The 21,453-nt window shown below is 29.1% G+C and carries 16 protein-coding genes; 3 read left to right on the top strand and 13 right to left on the bottom strand.

Features of this window, described 5'->3' with window-relative positions; translation table 11 throughout:
• Window positions 1-87 precede the first annotated feature (87 nt).
• From L3B96_RS12325 to L3B96_RS12285, 9 genes are all read right to left on the bottom strand, one after another.
• Window positions 88-1,785, bottom strand: coding sequence for a methyl-accepting chemotaxis protein (locus L3B96_RS12325; protein WP_238861195.1), 1,698 nt, complete (start codon window positions 1,783-1,785; stop codon window positions 88-90).
• 82 nt (window positions 1,786-1,867) lie between these two features.
• Window positions 1,868-3,331 carry a sugar ABC transporter substrate-binding protein gene (locus tag L3B96_RS12320; protein WP_238861193.1) on the bottom strand — a complete coding sequence of 488 codons (1,464 nt, stop codon included), beginning with the start codon at window positions 3,329-3,331 and terminating at the stop codon, window positions 1,868-1,870.
• A 577-nt stretch (window positions 3,332-3,908) separates the two neighbouring features.
• Complete coding sequence (locus L3B96_RS12315) at window positions 3,909-4,466, bottom strand: rRNA adenine N-6-methyltransferase family protein (protein WP_012060236.1); 558 nt, start codon at window positions 4,464-4,466, stop codon at window positions 3,909-3,911.
• Window positions 4,467-5,353: 887 nt separating this feature from the next.
• Complete coding sequence (locus tag L3B96_RS12310) at window positions 5,354-5,776, bottom strand: HIT family protein (protein ID WP_012060237.1); 423 nt, start codon at window positions 5,774-5,776, stop codon at window positions 5,354-5,356.
• Between the two features lie 284 nt (window positions 5,777-6,060).
• Entirely contained in the window at window positions 6,061-7,566 is a 1,506-nt protein-coding gene (locus L3B96_RS12305) for an MFS transporter (RefSeq protein ID WP_012060238.1), read from the bottom strand.
• A 38-nt stretch (window positions 7,567-7,604) separates the two neighbouring features.
• On the bottom strand, window positions 7,605-9,017 hold the full coding sequence (gene uxaC, locus L3B96_RS12300) for a glucuronate isomerase (RefSeq protein ID WP_012060239.1): 1,413 nt from the start codon (window positions 9,015-9,017) through the stop codon (window positions 7,605-7,607).
• Between the two features lie 428 nt (window positions 9,018-9,445).
• Window positions 9,446-11,059 carry a mannitol dehydrogenase family protein gene (locus tag L3B96_RS12295; protein ID WP_275297168.1) on the bottom strand — a complete coding sequence of 538 codons (1,614 nt, stop codon included), beginning with the start codon at window positions 11,057-11,059 and terminating at the stop codon, window positions 9,446-9,448.
• Window positions 11,060-11,172: 113 nt separating this feature from the next.
• Window positions 11,173-12,234, bottom strand: coding sequence for a mannonate dehydratase (uxuA, locus tag L3B96_RS12290; RefSeq protein ID WP_023973084.1), 1,062 nt, complete (start codon window positions 12,232-12,234; stop codon window positions 11,173-11,175).
• Between the two features lie 190 nt (window positions 12,235-12,424).
• Window positions 12,425-13,096 (bottom strand): GntR family transcriptional regulator, encoded by a 672-nt coding sequence (locus L3B96_RS12285; protein WP_012060242.1) that lies wholly within the window; start codon window positions 13,094-13,096, stop codon window positions 12,425-12,427.
• Window positions 13,097-13,442: 346 nt separating this feature from the next.
• Between L3B96_RS12285 and L3B96_RS12280 the strand changes: the two genes are divergently transcribed.
• Together L3B96_RS12280 and L3B96_RS12275 are read left to right on the top strand one after the other, a co-directional pair.
• A complete protein-coding gene (locus tag L3B96_RS12280; RefSeq protein WP_238861191.1) occupies window positions 13,443-15,122 on the top strand; it encodes a methyl-accepting chemotaxis protein in 1,680 nt (559 codons plus the stop codon).
• Window positions 15,123-15,203: 81 nt separating this feature from the next.
• A complete protein-coding gene (locus L3B96_RS12275) occupies window positions 15,204-16,379 on the top strand; it encodes an extracellular solute-binding protein (protein ID WP_238861189.1) in 1,176 nt (391 codons plus the stop codon).
• A 79-nt stretch (window positions 16,380-16,458) separates the two neighbouring features.
• Here L3B96_RS12275 and L3B96_RS12270 read toward each other — a convergent pair whose 3' ends face one another.
• The gene (locus L3B96_RS12270) at window positions 16,459-18,321 is read right to left on the bottom strand and encodes an APC family permease (RefSeq protein ID WP_238861188.1); all 1,863 of its coding nucleotides are present in this window, start codon (window positions 18,319-18,321) and stop codon (window positions 16,459-16,461) included.
• A gap of 571 nt (window positions 18,322-18,892) precedes the next feature.
• On the opposite strand from L3B96_RS12270, the gene L3B96_RS12265 reads away from it, so the two are divergent.
• Entirely contained in the window at window positions 18,893-19,189 is a 297-nt protein-coding gene (locus tag L3B96_RS12265; RefSeq protein ID WP_238861186.1) for an HNH endonuclease, read from the top strand.
• A gap of 137 nt (window positions 19,190-19,326) precedes the next feature.
• Here L3B96_RS12265 and L3B96_RS12260 read toward each other — a convergent pair whose 3' ends face one another.
• The 3 genes from L3B96_RS12260 to L3B96_RS12250 all read right to left on the bottom strand — a co-directional run bounded on the left by L3B96_RS12260 (window position 19,327) and on the right by L3B96_RS12250 (window position 21,420).
• Window positions 19,327-19,770: a GNAT family N-acetyltransferase gene (locus L3B96_RS12260; protein WP_238861184.1), complete on the bottom strand. Its 444-nt coding sequence runs from the start codon at window positions 19,768-19,770 to the stop codon at window positions 19,327-19,329.
• A 287-nt stretch (window positions 19,771-20,057) separates the two neighbouring features.
• Window positions 20,058-20,213 (bottom strand): hypothetical protein, encoded by a 156-nt coding sequence (locus L3B96_RS12255; protein WP_023973088.1) that lies wholly within the window; start codon window positions 20,211-20,213, stop codon window positions 20,058-20,060.
• A gap of 145 nt (window positions 20,214-20,358) precedes the next feature.
• A complete protein-coding gene (locus L3B96_RS12250) occupies window positions 20,359-21,420 on the bottom strand; it encodes an iron-containing alcohol dehydrogenase family protein (RefSeq protein WP_238861182.1) in 1,062 nt (353 codons plus the stop codon).
• Window positions 21,421-21,453 lie beyond the last annotated feature (33 nt).

The following is a 21,453-nucleotide window of genomic DNA, read 5'->3' as shown; positions in this document are numbered from 1 at the left end:
TCCATTCCTAAAAATTTCACTAACTCAACATATGCTTCGACACTCCAAGAATCTTGCATCACTACTATTAAAATTTCTAAAGTTCGCTTAAACCCTAAACTTAGAAACAACGTTGGCTAACTCACTTGAAATGTTAGCCAAAGTAGTGGCAGATGCAAAGAATTCTTCTTGGGTTGCTAGCTGTTCTTCCACTATTGCAGATATATCTGTACTTCCTTCTAGTGATTTATTTGAAATTTCACATATATTCTTAGATATTTTTTCAATTGCATTTATTTCATTAACCATTACTAAAATTTCATCTGAAATATTTTTTATTTCACCGTCAACATCATTGTTTGACTCCACAATATTCTTAAATGCTCCTTCAACTTCCAAAACTTTTTCCGAGCCACTCATTACCTCGCTGACCGCAATGGACATACTTTTAATCAATACATTAATATAATTTTGAATTTGAGTTAAAATTTTAGATATCTCTACAGTAGATGTTGCAGAACTTGTTGCTAGTTTGCGAATTTCATCTGATACAACTGCAAATCCTTTTCCATATTCACCTGCTCTAGCTGCTTCAATCGCAGCATTTAGAGCCAACAACTCCGTACTGGCTGTAATTTTAGAAATAGTATCTAGTATCGTTTCTATTTGCGATGAATTTTCTTTTAAAATACCAGTTACCGATTGGATATTCATAACCTGTTCTTTAATAGTGTTCATTTGATTTAACATGGATCTAACTTTCTCATTTCCGCCTTCAGCTATTTTAAGAGATTTATTAGCCGAAGATAAAACATTATTTGACTTTTCTTTTATTGTACTATTCATTTTAATAAGTCTATTAACTGCTTCTTCAGTCCTTTTTGCTTCACTAAATTGATACTGCGAACCATCGACAGCATCTTGAGTAGATACTGCAATCTGATTAACTGCTTTGACACTTTCCTTCGCCCTATCCTTGATCATAGTAGAAGATTCATACAAATCCTTACTATTATTAATAATCCCCTTAATCATAGTTCTTAGATTTTTTGTCATTTCGTTAAAAGAACTTGCCAATAAAGATACTTCATCGTTAGAATTCACTTTATATTCTTCTACCTGTAAATTTCCATTAGCAATATCATCAGCTAATAGTACAATTTTATTCAATGATTTTCCTAACTTTATCGAAAAGAAAATAGCAAAAATTATGCTAAAAAAACCTATGGATACTATAAAAACAATGATTAGCACTCCTGTAAAATTAGATTTTTTAGCCAAATCTGCTCTAGCTTTATTTTGTTGGTCTAATTCGACTGACATATATTCCTGCATGCTATTTTGAATTAGTTTAGAAAACCTGTTCATAAGTTTATTTTTTTCCACCATTTCAGTGGCATTCTTACTTTCAAAAAGTTTTATATTTTCCTCTGAATAAGACTCTAACATTCTGCTTACGGCATCAAAAGATTTCGGTGCCTTCTCTCCAGATACATTGTCTTTAATAAACTCTTGATTTTTATTAATATTTATAAATTTATCATCTATAATTTTTTTATTCTCTGCTGTTGGGTTTAATATATATTTTGATATATCCTGAGGAATTGAGTTTATTAAAATTATTATATCATTCGCCATAACATTTTTTTCAATCATAATATTTTCTTGCACCAAATAAGACCTCATAGTCATATAAGATGTTATTCCTACTGCAGATATCAAGAATACTATTAATGAGAAGCTTATAATAAGCTTTGATTTTATTGTTAAGGGAATTCTTCCTGGAACTGAGCTTATTTTTTTCATCTTGAAGTTTCTCCTTCCTCTTATGTCATTGATTCTATAAAATTTTCAGATATAATATTAACTTCTAAATAATATCTATATATTATTTAATTGGTGCTCCAAAAGTATATTCATACCATTGATCAGGTGTTTGAGTTTTCAATCCAAATATAGTATCTCCGTCTTTTGTCACCATAGGTATATTAGGTGTAATAATATCATGTGGCATTGAACCATTTTTAGTGATTATATTAAGTAAAGTTCTCATTCCAATATCAGATATTAAAGGCGTGTATGGTGTATTCACTTCAAACAATCCATCTTTTACGGATGTAATTGCTTTTTTAGAATCATCAATTGATAAAAACATCATCTTTTTAGCATCCTTTCTGCTATTTAATCTATTAGCATTTTTTGATGCATCATAAGCAGCAATTGCTTCATGATCACCTGTTCCAAATACAACATCAATAGAAGGATATTCATTTAATGCTAATTGCATATTGGCAAGTGCTTCTGCTGTATTATCATCATCATGATATGATTTTAATATATGAATATCAGGGAAATAACTTAGTACCTTAAGAAAATGACCAGTTCTATTAGCATCTGCAGTACTTCCAGAAGGCTTTCTAAGAAGAACTACATTTGCATTTAGACTGCCTTCTTTTGCAAGTTTCCAAATTAAATACATACCACACTGAGCGCCATTTGCTGGAAAATTCCCGGTAACTCTACTCGTGGTTTCCTCGAGTCCTGTCATTCTATCAACGCTTACAACTGGTATACCTGCCTCAATTGCCCTTTTTACTGGTGCAATAGTTGTTTCTGATTCAACCATAGGCCAAGTTAAAATCCCATCCACTTTCTGCAAAACAAAACTATCTATAATATCCGCCATTCTATCGTTGTCCCATTGAGCATCTTTAACATCAACTTCGACGTTTGGATGTCTTTCTGCCTCCCATTGAGCCGCATCAGCTAAACTAACATTCCATGGCTGATCAAATCCATGAATAGCGACACCAATCCTATACTTTTTATTAAAATCTCCAACTGGTCCTGATTTTAAGGCCACATAATTTGAAAATGGTAATTTCAAATCCAGATCGCTAAATGCTCCTTTTATCTTAGTTCCATCTCCATTTGTCCATTTATAGTTACCGAAAGGCTTTCCCGTAGGATATGTACTCATATAAGTTTCAAATTTTTCATTCTTATATATATCCGTAATCTCTTTATTTGCATCTGAAAGAGGTAAATTAATAAAAAATTCTAATATATCACTATCCGATAACCCTTTTGATTTAAGACTTTCAAAAAAATCCAATGCCTCTTGTCCTTTTAAATTTCTTACCTGATCGTACAACGGTGCCAAATCCACTGATTTCTCATTTGTTACAGTTTGTGTTGGAACTTCTTCAATATAATCTTTTTGCCTGTCTTCTTTTGATTCGTTATCAACAATTACTTTACCTACTTGGGAACAAGCTGATAAAATACTTCCAACCAAAATTATTAATACAATGCAACTTAATTTGCGTAACCTAAAATTTAATATTTCCATTTTGACTTTCCTCCTTGGTAGCATCTAATCATATTAGTAATTCAATCCTTTTAATACACAATAACTACTTAGATATCATATTTGTTAAATTTATAACAAATATGAGCCTCTTAAAAAACGTTTACACAACTTGTATTCCTCCCTTGCAAACTATCTTTTTTAATACAAACTTATTGTAATGTTATATTCACTACTATATTAAAATACTTCTATAATTTCTATAATTCTACAATAATTTCAAAAATCCTTTATTTTATACTTCTTAATAAATGTTATTTTTACAGTATAATATTACTTCGGAGATTTAAGGTAAAGTATATATAATAATTATTCTTATACATCAACCTTAAAAATAAAAAGCTCTCAACATACATTGAGAGCTTCACTTGTATTAATTAAATGCTAAAAATTATTATTTTCAAAATATATATTTGTAAACTTCTTTAAAACTTGATATGAAATTCTAAAGCTTGTACAAAACTTATATTCCTAGATACCAACATCTTTAATTTCTGAAATAAACTTACTACTATCATTTTAGCAAGTTCTCACATAACTTAAAATTATGTTAATCATATTAGGTATTTTGACATTTTAAAACATACGCTGGTGGTATATTTAACACTACTCTTTCTAAACTTATATCTTCAAAATAACTTCCTATATATCCCTTTTTAAGCAATGTATATTGAAATGTTATGAATAATCCATTCTTTTTTAATATATCTTTTGTTTTTTTCAATATACTATTTGACATATTCTTTGGCAAACTAGCAAATGGTAATCCTGATACAACATAGTCTACTTCTTTAATATTGTATTCTTTTAAATATTTATCTACATTTTCAGCTGAATCATTTACTATTACAACGTTATTATATTCACCATACTTTTCCTCTAGTTCTCTGCAGAATTCTTCATTATATTCTACGAGCATTAACATCGTATGATCCTTTATTTTTTTCATTAGTCTATCAGTAAACACTCCTGTTCCAGGACCATACTCCACAATACATTTTGCATGGTCAAAATCAATATCATGCGCCATTTTTTCCGCAAGCTTTTTAGAACTAGGAGCTACAGCTCCAACAGTTCTTGGCGACTTAAAATATTCCATTAAGAACTTTATCCACATAATAATACAACCCTCTCTATATTTTCTTAATTAGAATACATATTTTATTGAACTTAAACAAACTAAATAAAATATATATTCTATTATTAACAAAAGAGACTACCCCTCGATTTTTAAAAACTAGAGATAATCTAAAATATTCTATAAATTTCTTTCTAACTATTTTCTTATTTAATTACAGCACTTCTATATAGACATGCACAGTTTTAAAAGTACATCTCTGTTAGCGAATTTTACATAGCTAACAATGTTTAGATGATGAGTCTCCAACACAGTGTAAAAATCAAAAACTACTTTAGAATCCAAATTTTTTCAACCTCTAAATTATAACATAATAAGGAAATAAATTCAATGTTTTACATAAACTAATTATGTGAAAATTTATTATTTTAATTTTATTAAGGTCTAATAATTTAAAAATTACGAATAATCATGCTTATTCTTTACAAAACAAATATATTCATTATTATTTACAATATAATTTCAACCCCAAATGTAATCTTAGTATATTTCTTAGATTATAATATATGTTTAACTTTTTGCTTTATGTCTTCTTAAAAAGGAACATACATCATAAATATATATAGGGGATAATTCGATATCTATGCCTCCTAAACTTGTCATTGAAGAAGCTTTACTAAAATTTTTATTTTAATCCAAGTTTCAAATAAATCTATTTTCTTTTCCATATGCTGTAGAATTATCCCCTTGTACTTATAAATCCTTCTTGATTAATATAAATAGAAAGTTATATTCAAAACTTAATATGGATATATAGTTATTAATACATCCAATACAAAATAAAGGCATAAATCTGCATTGTAAAATAGCTACTTCAAAACAGATATCTATCCTCTATTTTGAAATAGCTAACACAAAATATAAAATTATAAATTTTCTTTTATAAGATTAATCCTCTTAACATATTCTTCATCACTTAAATATTTTTTCTGAGGATTCATTTCAAATACACCACCCCATGAATATCCATCTTTATACTTAGGAACTAAATGAAAGTGAAGATGTGGAAGTGTATCTGAATATGCTCCATAATTTATTTTATCAGGTGAAAAAGTTTTTTTAATCATAGCCGCTGCTCTAGTGACATCTTTCATATATAATTCTAATTCCTTATCATCCAATTCAAATAATTCTTTCACATGTTTGTCATACGCAACAATGCATCTTCCTTTATGGCTTTGTTCTTTGAACAAATAAAGAGTTGACACTTCAAGCTTACATATTTCAATCATTAAATTATCAAGTTTTTCATCCTTATCACAATAAAGACAATTATTTTTATTACTCATATTTCAGTCTCCTAACCTAATTTTTTATAGACATATATTAATAACATTTTTATATTTAATAGTACAATTAATTATTTAGGATATACCTTTATATTCTTACAGACAATATAGAAGCTATCAAAATAATATTTTAGTACAGTTGAAATTAAAATTAGCTGCCTTAAAATAGCAATTTACTTTCTATCTTAAGACAGCTATAATAACTAAATTGAAACGTATCTAGAGATTATGATGATTTTGAGCTATTTTTATATTTTAATATTCTATTAGTCAAAAGAATTAATTTATACTACTGTTTCTTTCCAAACATTTTCATACTTATATCCAGTAAGATTTTCAACAATTGTTTTTGTTTCTGGAGTTACTTCTTCTTTTGAACCATTATTCTTTAGACGTTCAACTTCATCCACTAATATACCATGTGTTCTTTTATTAAGTTTGAAAGTTGCCGCACAAATTAATGCAATTACAAGTAAAGATATACATCCAACAGCTAAAAGAGTAGCTATAGTTGATACAACTTGTGGTGATTGAGTTGCCTGTCCTTTAACGAATCCGCTTTCTTGCAATACAACACCTATAACAAATGTAGCTATTGCCACACTGCTTTTTCTAGTAAATGTCATAACTGCTGCAAAAAGCCCTTCTCTTCTTTGTCTTGTAACCATTTCATCAACATCAGGAATGAATGGGAATACATTCCATGGAGTAAACTCTAATAAACTTCTTCCTACTTGATAAATTGTACCAATTACAAATAATAAAACAATATTCGATCCTAAATTTCCTACATAAAGTCCATAAAATGCTAATAAACATACAATCATAATAGAATAAGCCATCTTATATAAGTTACCTGGTCCAACTTTAATCATTAAGAATCCGCCTAATATTGTTACAGGAATACCAATGATGCTAAGTGAAAGTACATTCGCAGCAGTAGTAGATGAAACACCTAAATTAAATACACAGAAATATATAAATACTGAATTAAATAAGTCTTTAGCAGTAAATGAACATATATAAATTGCTAAATGTTGTCTAAATGCTCTGATCTTAAATGTTGAAACATAGTCACCAGCAACCTTTACAATAGTCATTAATTGTTCGCCAAAGCTCTTGCTTGTAGAACCATTTAATAGTTCTTGTTCCATTTCAGGTGTAAGGTCCCTTTCCCATGTTACTTTATGTGATATAAGTATACATATTGCATATATAATAGCAAAAACTAATCCATTAATGAAATATGCTTGTGGGCTCTTGTCACCAAAGAAAGCTATTAATCTTCCTGGAACAAAAGTAGCTAAAAATGTACCTGTTGCCGAAATAAACATTCTCGATGCTGATAATTTAGTTCTGTCAGTAAAATCTTTTGTCATTTCAGCAGGTAATGTCTCCCATGGAATTAATACCATAGCTGCAATTATTTCAAATAACAAATAAGTAACTAAATAGAATGCATAACTTCTTCCTGTTACCCATAGTAATACGTAATCTGCCATTAACGGAGCTCCGATTAATAAGAAGAAACGACGTCTACCAAAAAGTTTTCCAAGTTTAGTTTTATAGAAGTTATCAGATATACTACCGATAAATAAACTAGCAACTGCATCCACTATACGAGCGATAGCGATAATAGAAGCACCTTCTATCGGTGTTAATCCTGCAAATGTTGTATAGAAAAATAGTAAGAAAGCTCCAATAATGGTGAATGCTCCACCACCCATTAAATCAACTAGTCCATAACCAACGCCTCTAGCTATCGTGATTTTTCTATTATTATTTGACATATATTTTTCCTCACTTTCATCAATTAAGTGTTCCCGAATTATTTTTCATCAAATCCAAAATATTCTTTTGCATTGCTGTAGCATATACCCTGAACAATTCTTTTAAGTAATTTATCATTTTTAGGTACTTCTCCGTTTTCTACCCATTCTCCAATTAAATTACAAGCAATTCTTCTAAAGTATTCATGCCTAGTATATGATAAGAAACTTCTAGAATCAGTTAGCATTCCAACAAAGCGTCCTAGCAATCCAAGGTTTCCTAATGCCTTCATTTGTTCAATCATTCCATCCTTATTATCATTGAACCACCACGCTGCACCAAATTGCATTTTTCCTGGAATACCATCTCCTTGAAAGTTTCCTATCATAGTTCCAAGAACATAGTTATCCTTTGGATTTAATGTATATAAAATTGTTTTTGGAAGAGAATTTTCTCTGTCCACAGAATCTAAAAGTCTAGAAAGTGGATAAGCTATGCTTTCATCATTAATTGAATCAAAACCTGTATTTACTCCTATTTTTTCAAGCATTTTTGTATTATTACTTCTAAGAGCTGCAATATGGAGCTGCATAGTCCACCCTAATTCATGATAAAGCTTGAATACATGTCTTAATGTATAAGTTTTATACTTCTTTTCTTCATCAATGCTTATAGATTTACCTTCTAAAGCTTTAGCAAATATTGCTTCTGCTTCTTCTTTTGATGAATCTGCATAAACTACTACACCATCTATACCATGATCTGCTATTCTGCATCCAACTGAATGGAAAAATCTTATTCTTGAATCAAGAGCTTTTAAAAATTCATCATAATTATTTATAGATACTTCAGATACTTTTTCTAAATCTTTTACCCAAGAAACAAAACCATCTAAATTGATTTCAATTCCTTTATCTGGTCTAAGAGTGGGTAAAACATTTACATTAAAGCTAGCATCTTCTTTAATTTTTATATGATATTCTAATGTATCTATAGGATCATCTGTTGTACATATAGTTTCAACGTTTGATTTTATAATTAAATCTCTAACATTAAAACCTTCTCCATTTAATAATTCATTAGCTCTCTTCCAAATTTCAGGAGCAGTATCTTCATCAAGCGGTTCATATATTCCAAAGAATCTTTGAAGTTCTAAATGAGTCCAATGATAAAGAGGATTTCCTATAGCCATAGGTATCGTTTGCGACCAAGCTAAGAATTTGTCATAATCACTTCCATCTCCTGTAATGCATTTTTCATCTATACCATTACTTCTCATAGCTCTCCACTTATAATGATCACCATAAAGCCACGCTTCAGTTATATTACTGAATTTTTTGTTTTCATATATTTCTTTTGGATCAATATGACAGTGATAATCAATAATAGGCAAGTTCTTAGCATAATTATGATATAAATCTATAGCTGTTTGATTAGATAGTAAAAAATTCTCATCCATGAAATTTTTCATATTCTTCATCCTACTCTCTCAAATAAATATTTTATATTTGTAAATCATTGAATATTTGGGTTAATAACACGCAGTATATAAATTCACGTACATTATTGTAATTTGCATTTACTCAATACTTTACCACAACGTTTTCTTAAATTTTATATATTAACCTTATTGTTATGTTTTGGATTCTTATATTCTTATATTCTTATATTCTTATATTCGCTAATTTAACTTCCTTACCTTATAATACTAAAAGTTTTATATCATCCTTTTAGTATAAGTGCAAAGTTGTTAATTAGCATTGCTTATGTTATAATGTACTTCATATTAATTTTCTTAAACATTCTTTATCGTTCTTCACTTATATTATTTGGCAGAATATAATAAATGAAGAATGATAAAAATGTTTATTTTTTTGCATCTTCGAGCATTATCTCTGATTATTTACAATCTAAATATTTTTCTAAAGTTGCTCTAACTGCACCAGCACCTGAAATCAATTCATTGAAATAACCTTCAATTTTCTCGCCTAAACCTATAGTGTAAAGATTTACTCCAAAAATTTCTTCATTTATAAGTATTGATTTTAAGCTACTTTCTACTGATTCTTTAGAACCTAATTTTATATCTGCTACATATTTTCTTAATTCATCTAATAAAGGATCTGGACTTAACTCCATAACATTACCATTATCATCCAATCCCATTAGATATCTGCACCAGCCTGCTATAACTAGAGGAATGTATTTAAGTTCTTTAGCATCTAAATCTTCTCTCTTACTATAAGCTTTAATTGTTTCTCCAAATCTTATACCAACTTTTTGAGATGTATCTGAAGCAATTCTTTGTGGTGTATCAGGTATATATGGATTTGGAAGTCTAACTTCAACTACCTCTTTAATGAAATCTTCTGGATTTAATATTCCTGGATTTACAACAACAGGCATTCCTTCTTCATATCCAATTTTTTCAACTAACTTCTTTAAAGCTGGATCTTTCATTTCATCTGCAATTAAATCAAATCCAAGTAAGCATCCAAAAACTGCTAGAGACGTATGTAGTGGATTTAAACAAGTAGTTACCTTCATTGTTTCAACTCTTTCCACAGTTTCTCTATTTGTTAAAAATACACCTGCTTCTTCTAAAGGCATACGTCCATTTGGGAAGTTATCTTCTATTACAAGATATTGAGGCCCTTCTGCATTTACAAAAGGTGCAATATAAGTATTTTTGCTAGTTGTTACAATCTTAGTGCTATCAAAACCAACTGCTTCTAATGTATTCTTAACACTTTGAGATGGTCTAGGTGTAATTTTATCTATCATACTCCAAGGGAAAGATACCTTTTTATTATCATTGATATATTCAAGGAACCCTTTATCAACTAATCCATTCTCAACCCAGTTCTTTATCATTGTTTCCATTGCATTGTGAAGCTTCTCACCATTCTTTGAACAATTATCCATACTTACAAAAGCTATTGGAAGTTGTCCGTTTTGATATCTTACATATGCTAGGGACGCAACTTTAGCTATAATACTTACAGGATGCTCTAGACCATCTGTTGTATCTTGTTGTGATAAATTCTTAACACTATAACCTTTTTCTGTTATTGTAAAGCTTGCTATTTGTAAAGATGGATTTGAAAATATCTCTTTTAACCTATTCCAATCTTCTTCTCTTGAGTAATCACCAGCTAAGCTTTCGCCTATACTTCCTACTACTTTTTTATCTAGGCTACCATCTGGTTTCATAATTACTAGTAAGCTTAAATTATCATAAGGAGAATAAATTTCATCTATAATTTCATAGTCATATCCTTCTACAGCAACAATACCAGATTTCGCTTTCCCAGTATTTAAAAGTTCCTGTTGTAGTATTGCTATAAATCCTCTGAATATATTTCCTGCTCCAAAATGAACCCATGTAGGATTTTCTTTAGTTGATGCTGACATCTTGTCATAATCAAACTTTGGAATTTCAATCCCAGCTTTTTCCCATAAATCACTATTTTTGATACTTTCTTTACTTAATACTATTTTGGCGTTATTCATTTTTTTCACCTCTTTAAAACTATTGCTAATAAAGTCAATACTATTAATTATCTTTTGTATCTTAAGATTCTATGAGCCAAAATTTTTTTAATCAAAATTTTAGTTTATCTCTTTTATTTATTTCTTTCAAGAGAATCCCATATTCCCCATAAATACATAATTCCAAGTGCTCTATCATAAAGTCCATAACCTGGTCTGCATTGTTCATTCCAAATATGTCTTCCATGGTCTGGTCTTACATATCCAGTAAATCCAACTTCGTGATAAGCTTTAACTATATCACATATATCTAATGAACCATCACAAGTTCTATGAGATGTTTCAATAAAATCACCATTCTCATAAATCTTAACATTTCTAATATGAGCAAAAGCAATCCTATTACCGAATTCTCTTATCATAGCTGGTACATTATTATTTGGATCTGAACCTATAGCACCACTGCAAAGAGTTAAGCAATTATATGGATTATCAACAAGCTTTAATAATCTTGCTAAATCATCTCTGTTCTTAACTATTCTTGGTAACCCAAATATTGGCCAAGGTGGATCATCCGGATGTACTGCCATTTTAATATCATTTATTTCAGCTACAGGAATAATTTGTTCTAAGAAGTATTTTAAGTTATTCCATAAGTCTTCTTCTGTTACATTCTTATATGCTTCAAAAAGCTGTGATAAATTCTTTAATCTTTCTGGTTCCCAGCCTGGCATTGTAAGATCTGGATTAGACGCAATTTTGTTAACTAACTCCATTGGATCAATATCTTTAATCTTTGCTTTTTCATAAAAAAGAGCTGTTGATCCATCTTCTGCCTTCTTGAATAAATCTGTTCTAAGCCAGTCAAATACAGGCATGAAATTATAGCAGATTACTTTAACACCAACCTTAGCTAACTTTTCTATTGTCTTTTTATAATTTTCTATATATTTATCTCTTGTTGGTAAACCTAATTTAATGTCTTCATGAACATTAACGCTTTCAACAACATCCATATTAAATCCATACTTGTCAGCTGATTTCTTTACTTCAAGAATCTTTTCCATTGGCCATTCTTCACCTGCTGCCATATCATGAAGAGCCCAAACAATTCCTCCAACTCCAGGAATTTGTTTTATTTGTTCAAGTGTAACGGTATCATTGCCTTCTCCGTACCATCTAAAACCCATTTTCATAGTAATGTCCCTCCTGTCACTTCATTTAATTATAATTTCAATATATAATATCTCAAAACATATATAAAATTAATACGCTTAAATTTAATGCTGCTTATATATAAGCCTCACCTCCTTTAATTTAAAATAATAATCTTAGTATTACATGATTATTTAACAGCTTTAATCATATTAAAACTTAAATCAATCTTTATTTAAAATAATTAGGATACTTCTCTTTTATTTTATTTTTATCAAAAGTAACCATATTTAAATGTTCCTTCATAAAGTCTTCTGCTATCTCTGGGCTCTTGTTTTTTATAGCATTAAAAATTTCTTTATGCTGAAGATAAATATTGTCCCAGCTAGAATTAGTTACTAATCTAAGCATACGAATTCTTTGAAACTCAGTACTGCCATCATTAATACTATTCCATACTCTTTTTTTATTACTTCCCTCGAAAATTATCTTATGAAATTCTTCATCTGCCTCAAATAACTTTTTATAATCATTATTTTCTATATACATTTTTTGAAGTTTCAAATTCATTTCTAAAGCTAGTACATTTTCTTGTGAAAATTCTTTACAAGCTTCCTTTACAACTGCTCTTTCTAAATGTTCACGTAAAAACCTTCCTTCTTCAACTGCAGATAAATCAATTAAAGAAACAACTGTTCCTTTTTGAGGATAAATATTAACTAGCCCCTCTTGAGCTAATCTAACAAGTGCTTCTCTTACTGGAGTTCTACTCACACTATATTTTTCCGAAAGTTCCTTTTCCGAAATACTAGTACCAGGCTCAAGATATAAATTAATAATTTCATCTCTAAGTTTATAATATATAGTTTTACTTGTTGTATTCTTATTTACCTCTAAAGCCATTTTTATATTCTCCCTTACTTTCAAGTTCTACCATACTTGTATGGTAGTTATATTTATATTTTATCATAAGTATTTTAAAAAATCTATTATCAATCCAGACTGCCATACTTGTATGGTAGTTATGTTTTAATAATAATCATAACCGTTTACAATGTCAAGATAAATATTTAATTATTTTTTAAAATGCATTAACTTACAATATAGTTAGCAATAATGAGAAAATACTAGAAAAATGCAATATAATTGCACGTATTTCATATATACGCCGATTTTTTAGACCTTGAGTATAATATTGGTTAGATATATTATCAATATGGAAATTTATTATGTTTGAAAGGGGAATATTATGCTGAAAAATATTAAAATTATCAATAGTATTATTTTGATGGTTATCTTATCAACGGTTGTATCGTTATCTATCGCAATAATTGGTTATAATAACATGAAAACGATTAACTCAAATTCATCATCAATGTACACAATTGCATTAACAAGAATTATTAAAACTGAGGAAATTAGACAAACATTCTTAAATATTCGGTTAAATGTCAATAGAATTTCTATATCTGAATTTAATGATGATGATGTAGCAGCTATAGATAATGACTACTCTGCCATAAACAAAATGGTGGAAGATTACGAAAATCTATCGCTTAGCACTATAGAAACAAACAATTTATCCGAATTTAAGAAGGACTCCTCAGCTTATTATGAACAAATTAAGAATCTTGAAAAAGGCAATAAATTATATGGTATAGATTTAGAAAAATTTAATCAATTGGGAGTTGAAATGCAACTTTTTCTTGATAATCTAGTAACTTATAGTTCAAATACTGCTAATACTCTACATAATGACAATATGAGTTTATACATTAGAAGCACTAAAATCTTTTTTACCACTTTCTTCATTGGCTTTATTCTTCAGATACTTGTTTCCTCCTCTATAATCTTGGTTATAAGAAAGTCTATAAAGGAGATAATGTCCGATTTAGATAATGTTGCTCAGGGTGACTTTAGTTTTGAAATAAGCACTAATTTAAAAAACGAATTTGGCAGAATGAAAAAATCACTCAAAGTAACAACTTCAAACATCTCCTCCATGCTCGAAGAAGTGCAAAATTCAGCAAATGTTGTAAATATACAAGCAACCAATTTATTAGGAGCTTCAGATGAAATGTCTTCTTCTGCACAAGAAATTAATGCTGCTGTTCAAGAAGTAGCTAATGCTGCCACTGAACAATCTAGTGACCTAATGAATGTAAAAACTTCATTAGATAGTTTCGCTGATTCACTAGATCAAATAACCTCGTCAATTAATGATGTAAACTCAAATATACATAATATTAGTTCAATGGCCGAAGATAGTAACTCTAAGTTAGAATTTTTATTTAATTCTATTAAAGATGTAAACGAATCTTTTGATACTGTAAGAAATAAAGTTGTTCAATTAGATAATCATGTAGAACAAGTGAATAACATAACTACTATTATAAATTCAATTGCTGATCAAACCGACTTATTAGCATTAAATGCTGCAATTGAGTCTGCTCGTGCAGGGGAAGTAGGGCGTGGATTCTCTGTAGTTGCAGAGGAAATCAGAAAACTCGCGGAACAATCTAAAGTATCTGCAAGTAATATAAGTGACTTGATTACTAATATTAATAACGAAGCCCAAATAGCGGTTAAGACTACTGATTTAGGTAAAGATAGCTTAAATAATCAATCAGTCCTTATTGAAGATTCTATAAAATCTTTTGCTTTAATATTTAAGGCTATAAATACTATATTGCCTAGAGTTGATAATATAAATAAATCTATTGAAAATATAAATATTGAAAAAGATCTCATAATCTCAAAAACGTTAGATATTTCTGGAGTATCAGAAGAAAATGCAGCTTCATCTGAAGAAATAGCAGCCTCAGTTCAACAAATAAATTCATCTTTTAATGATGTAGCAACTTCAGCTCAAACTTTATCAAATTTAACAACCTCTATGATGAATGAAGTAAGTAAATTTAAATTATAATTGTTGTTATACATAACTTAAGATATATTTTGCAATTTTAAACTCGAGAGCATTATATCTAAATTAAAATGGAGGATAATTATGAAAAATTTTAAATTTCTAAATGTTACGCTTGTAATAGTTTTTATGACGACTATATTAACAGGCTGCGGTTCAAAAAATGTTTCCAAAGCAATGCAGCCTATCACTTTAAATATAATAGATGTTTCAGGAAGCATGCAATTAGTCGGAGATTCCATAGATCAATTTAAAGCTGCAAACCCTGATTTAATAGGAGATGTCGTAGTAAAAAAATCTACTGCATTAGAGGTTCCATCTTTATTAAAAGCTCAAATTTTATCTGAAGATATGAAAACAAATTTGATTTTTACTGGAATTGATGGTCTTTCCACATGTATTGATAGAGATGTTATAGAAAATATTATGCCTGCATATGGCAGCAGATTTCCTGATTTAGAAAGTAATTATAGTTCTGGTGCTAAAGCCACTTATGATTTAGTAAAGGGTTATGCGATAACTTATGTGTATTCACCTAGCGGCCCATTCTTTACTTATAACCCAGATACCGTACAAAATATACCTAAAACGCCTGATGAGCTTTTGGCTTTCGCTAAAGCTAATCCTGGAAAGTTCACATATGCAAGACCCGCGGGTTCAGGGCCAGGCAGAATTTTTCTTCAAGGGTTACCATATATTCTTGGAGATAAGGATCCCAAAGATCCTAAAACTTGGGACAAGACTTGGGCTTATCTTAAAGAATTGAATCAATACATAGATTATTATCCTGCTAAAACTGGTACTACATTCACAGAATTAAAAGACGGAAAAAGATCTATTATAGCAAGTCAGTTAGGATGGGATATGAATCAGAGAATCATAGGTGGTATTCCACAAACTTATCAAGGATTTGTATTAAACAATACTACATTGGTTGCAGATGCTCAGTATATGGCAATTCCAAAAGGACTTAGCGATGAACAAAAAAATGTAGTTTTAAAACTAATGGCATGGCTTATGACGCCAAAGATGCAGGCAATAACATACGATAGCGGTTATTTTTATCCTGGACCTTCTGTAAAAAATGTTTCACTTGATATGGCTCCAAAAGAAAGTCAAGATAAAATAAAACCAGCTATAAGACAATCTTATGAAGATTCTATTAATACACTTCCAAATTCGACACAATTAGATACAACTAAATTCATGGACGCTTTGAATATGTGGGATCAATTATTTGGAACTAAAGTAAAAAGATAATAATAAAATTAAGAAACGTGCTATATTGCTGAATCAAACAATATAGCACGTTTTTATATCCTAAATCTATAATTAATAATTACTTACTTTGCTTTATATCCTCATCTAGTAAATGATAAGGATAAGTAGATACAATTATGTTATCATTCTTCAATAAGGTTTCTCTAATAAAGAAACTTGTATGATTATGTAAGACCTCACCAAATCTTTCATTAGTAACAAATTGAGGTACAACTACTGTTATCTTCTCATCTTTAGCTGTTGAATTTGCAATCAATTCTATATTCTTTAACAAAGGAGTAACCACAGCTCTATATGGAGAATATTTTGCGACAAGTAATATATCTGTATCTAACTCACTCCATCTAGATTTTAATTTTTCCATAGCTTCCTTGTCTGGTGAAATATTAAGAGCAATAACATTATCGCTTACACTTTGAGCATATTGCAACGCACCTATTGTTGCTTTATTTAAGCTAGCAATTGGAACTATCACAATATGAGTATATTTCTTTCTTAAATTCACCTTTTTCAGATTTAATTGACTAATACTTAAACCACAAGCCACTTTATCGTAGTGTTTTTTTATTCTTAGCTGAATTACAATTATGATTGGAATTAAAATTGCAACTATAAATGCACCTTCACTAAATTTTTCAATTAAAATTATTATCGTTGTTAATAAAGTAACAACAGAACCAATACCGTTGATTATTGCACGTTTTACCCAACCCTTACCTTTTTCTTTTCTCCAATGATTCACCATTCCAAATTGTCCTAGGGTAAAAGATATAAATACTCCTATAGCATATAGCGGAATCAACCTATGAGTATCGGCCTTAAATACAATAACTAAAATACAAGCTATACATGATAATGCAACGATTCCAAAAGAAAAACTAAGTCGTTTACCTCTAATAGTGAATTGTCGTGGTGCAAAACCATCCTTCCCAACTATATACATTAGCATTGGAAATCCTGTATATGCTGTATTGCATGCCATAAGTAAAATTACAGCAGTGCTAAACTGAATTATATAGTACATTATGCCATTGCCGAAAATAGCAAATGCTATTTGTGAAACAACTGTAGGACCATTTGCTATTGGTACAGCTGTATAAAATATGGCAAGTACCGAAGTTCCTCCAAATATGAAAAATATTAAAGCTGCTAATAATATCATAACAGTCTTTGCACTTTTTTGGCTCGGTTCTTGAAAATTTGGAACAGAATTACTTACTGCCTCCACTCCAGTTAAAGCAGAACATCCTGATGAAAAAGCTCTTAAAATAAGAAATATCGATACATTTTCTGTAGTATTTACCGGGATAGAATACATTGGTTCTGGATGAATATTTAATATAAAGTACTTAAACAAACCATAAAGTATCATAAAAGCCATGCTAAAAATAAAAATATACGTAGGTATGGCAAAAATTTTTGAAGATTCACTTATACCTCTTAAATTTAAAATAGTCAAAACTATAATTATTATTAAAACAAACATGACTTTATATTCTGTCAAATTGCTAAATGCAGAAATAATAGCATCCGCACCTGCGCTGGCGCTAACTGCGACAGTAAGTATATAACTAATTATTAGACCTGCACCAGCTGCTAAGCCAGATTTTTTCCCTATATTTTCATTTGCTACTTTGTAAGCTCCTCCACCTTGAGGATAAGCCCTAATAATCTGAATATACGAAATTGTTAATATTATTAATAATCCTATAATCATAAAAGAGGTCCATGTTAACCACTGATATGCTGCTACACCTAGAACTATTAAAACAAAAAGAATCTCCTGGGCAGCATAGGCAACAGATGATATTGCATCACTTGCCATAATTGCTAATCCAAAAGGAATATTATACTTTTCATTACATCCTTGTTCATTTGATAAAGGTTCTCCTAATAAAACATCTAAAAACTTTGTAAGCATTTATTTTCCCCCTATATTATCATACGAAAAATATTGTATGTAATAATGAAATCAAAAGCAATATTCTAATTATTGCATATATTGAAGAAAAATGTAGAATTCGCCTCATGAATACGAATACATATGTAATTATCACTGATTTCTTCTTTTAATGAATTATTTTTAACTTTGTTATTACACCTGTATTTCAATTTAATTTCCACATATTAGCCTTAATTAATCACTTGACTTATAATAATTATAAATATAGCTTTATGATTTTAATATATATTAAGAAATTCTGATTTAGTATGATTAAAGTTTTCCTAATTTAACTCAAAATTATTACAAATTTCAAATCTTTGATTTGTATTTTGAAACAGTAATTCTATAAATATCTCAATTCTACTTCATGAAAACTAATAAATTTAAATATACAAGTTAATCTTACTAAAATGGACTTCTATATTTTTGTAATTTTACGGAATAATTGTTAATAAAATAATAATGATATTACTTTTAATCTTTTTTGCTTTTACTCATTATTTTGATATAATCAAATTGTAAAGCTAATATATAAGAGGAGGATTTTATGGCACAAAACCATATATGTGAATTATGCAATAGAAATGTTTCTAGCATTACTAAACATCACTTAATTCCCTTAGAAAAAGGCGGAGAAAAATTTAAAACACTCTCTTTATGTTCAACCTGTCATAGACAAATTCATGCTCTTTTCACGAATCGTGAATTAGCAACACACTATCGAAGTCTTGAATCATTAAAGAAAGATATAAAGATAATTAAATTTCTTAAATTCATTCAGAATATTCCCGGTGATTCTTATTTAGACATAAAAAAATCAAGACATGTACGAAAAAGTTGTTAGGATGATATTTAAATATTTTATGTGCAAAAATAATGGCAATAATCTTACTAAGATTATTGCCTAAAATTATATAATTTATCAACTCTGAATTTGTATGATAATAAGTTTTGATCCCATTATAATAATATTATTATATATTAACTTATTTTAAAATACATAGGCTGTAATGCTAATCCACTTTTTTCTGATAAAAATGTATTGCCTTTGCACTGGAATCCTGCCTTTTTATAAAAATTAATTGTATCTAATCTTGCATTCAAATATAAACATATAACTCCAAACTCTTTAGCCTTAATTTTATGTCTTTTTAACATTTCAATGCCAATGCCTTTACCCACATATTTTTCACTAACAACTATATTTGTCATTTTACCATTCATATTATAATTAGTCATTCTGGAATATGCAACAACAGTGCCCTCATCTAATGCTACCAAATGTATACTGCTATAATCTAATTCATCATAGTCGTATTTATGAATTTTATTATATGGTTTAAAAAGTATTTTAAACCTTAATTCAGATACTTCTTTAAACTCTTTACTTTTATAATTTATAAATTCATATGTAATATTATTCATATTTCTTCCCCAACTTCTATATTATTATAATTATATTATACACTATATTCATAATAATTGAATATTTATTCACAAATTTATTTATTATTGTATATTTTATTCAATAACTATAGCACTAGGTCCATGTTGCTTTAGAAATACTAATAAATATATTTTTTTATCTTGAACAAATTTTATTATATTAAATTATAAAAATATAAAACTACCAACTAAGCACTTATCTAGCAACCTAATTAGTAGTTATAAAATAAACTATACTTTTCTATTATTTTATACAAAAACAAATATTACGATTTATCTTCCCATTTTCTTTTTGCCTTCATTACATTTTCTTCGCTTAGTTTTGTTTCCTCTACTATATCTCCCATTCCGCAACCTTTATCAAGCATCTCTTTTGCTTTTTCCATGGCTTTTTCATGCTCACCTTTTCTTAATTTTTCCATTAAAGTTCCTCCTCTTTTGAATCATACTAACTCTAAATCTAGTATTACCCGTGGAGACTTTTTTATTCAGCTTTTACGATAGCTTCTTCATCACTTTTTTTCATGCATTTAATCTTTATTTTATTTCCATCTTCTTCTGAAAAAATTATATTAATATGTAGTTCAGAATTTCATCCTCATCTATAATTCTTTTAGCAAGAATTCTATTTTCATCTACATGAATATACGTATATCTATTAGGTTTTATTGATGGAGCAATATCAATAGCTTTTTTATAATCTTTCTTTTTCATTTTTAAAGTTTTTGCATGCTCAAAAAAGTTTGTTTCTTTTAGTATCTTCGATATTCTTTCAAATCTATGATCTTGTACTTTCGCCATAATATATGTTGCAATTCCAACCTGTATTCCATGAAGCTGAGGCATTTCTAAAAATTTATCTAATGCATGAGATATTAGATGCTCTGAACCAGAGGCCGGCGAGCTATTACCTGCTATTTCCATAGAAATACCATTCAATATTAATGAATCCACTAATTCCTTCAGAAACAAATCATCTTTAATATTTTTAAACTCAGTTCTTATAAAACTATTGACTGCTTTCTTAGAAATCATAGTAGCAAAATCATCAATAATCATCCTTCCATTTTCTTCTTCAAATTTCCAATCATACAACGCAGTGATATTTGATACTAAATCTCCTATCCCCGAATATATAAATTTTTCTGGTGCACTCTTAATAACATCAATATCTACAATTATTCCATAAGGAGTTTTAGCTGGAAGAGATATTCTCCTGCCATTAACCAAAAGAGAGGCAACTGCACTTGAGAAACCATCATTAGAAGTTGAAGTTGGAATACTAATAAACGGTAGTTTTCTCAAAAAGCTCATGTACTTAACAGCATCTATAGCCTTTCCTCCGCCTACTCCAATTAAAGCTTCTACGTCGTTTGATATTTCAAAAGCTTTTACACTAATCTTTTCGAAATTTACATCTGATATTGTTTCTATTCTTGAAATATCTATATTAGCTTCTTTTAAAGAGTTGCATATAGAATCTGCAAACAATTCTTCTAGACCCTCGCCAAAGCATATTAAAACATTTTTAAACATGGCTTTCTTAATCAAGTTGCCTACATTATTTATATTTCCTTTTCCCACCTCTAAAATAGAAGGAATAGCTATTCTATGAGTTGACGTCTTCATTCATTTCACTCCTCAAAAGTATTTTCAATTTTT

It is taken from the genome of Clostridium sp. YIM B02569, from assembly GCF_022320765.1.
Taxonomy (GTDB): Bacteria; Bacillota; Clostridia; order Clostridiales; family Clostridiaceae; genus Clostridium; species Clostridium beijerinckii.
This window is presented reverse-complemented; position numbering and strand designations above follow the sequence as displayed.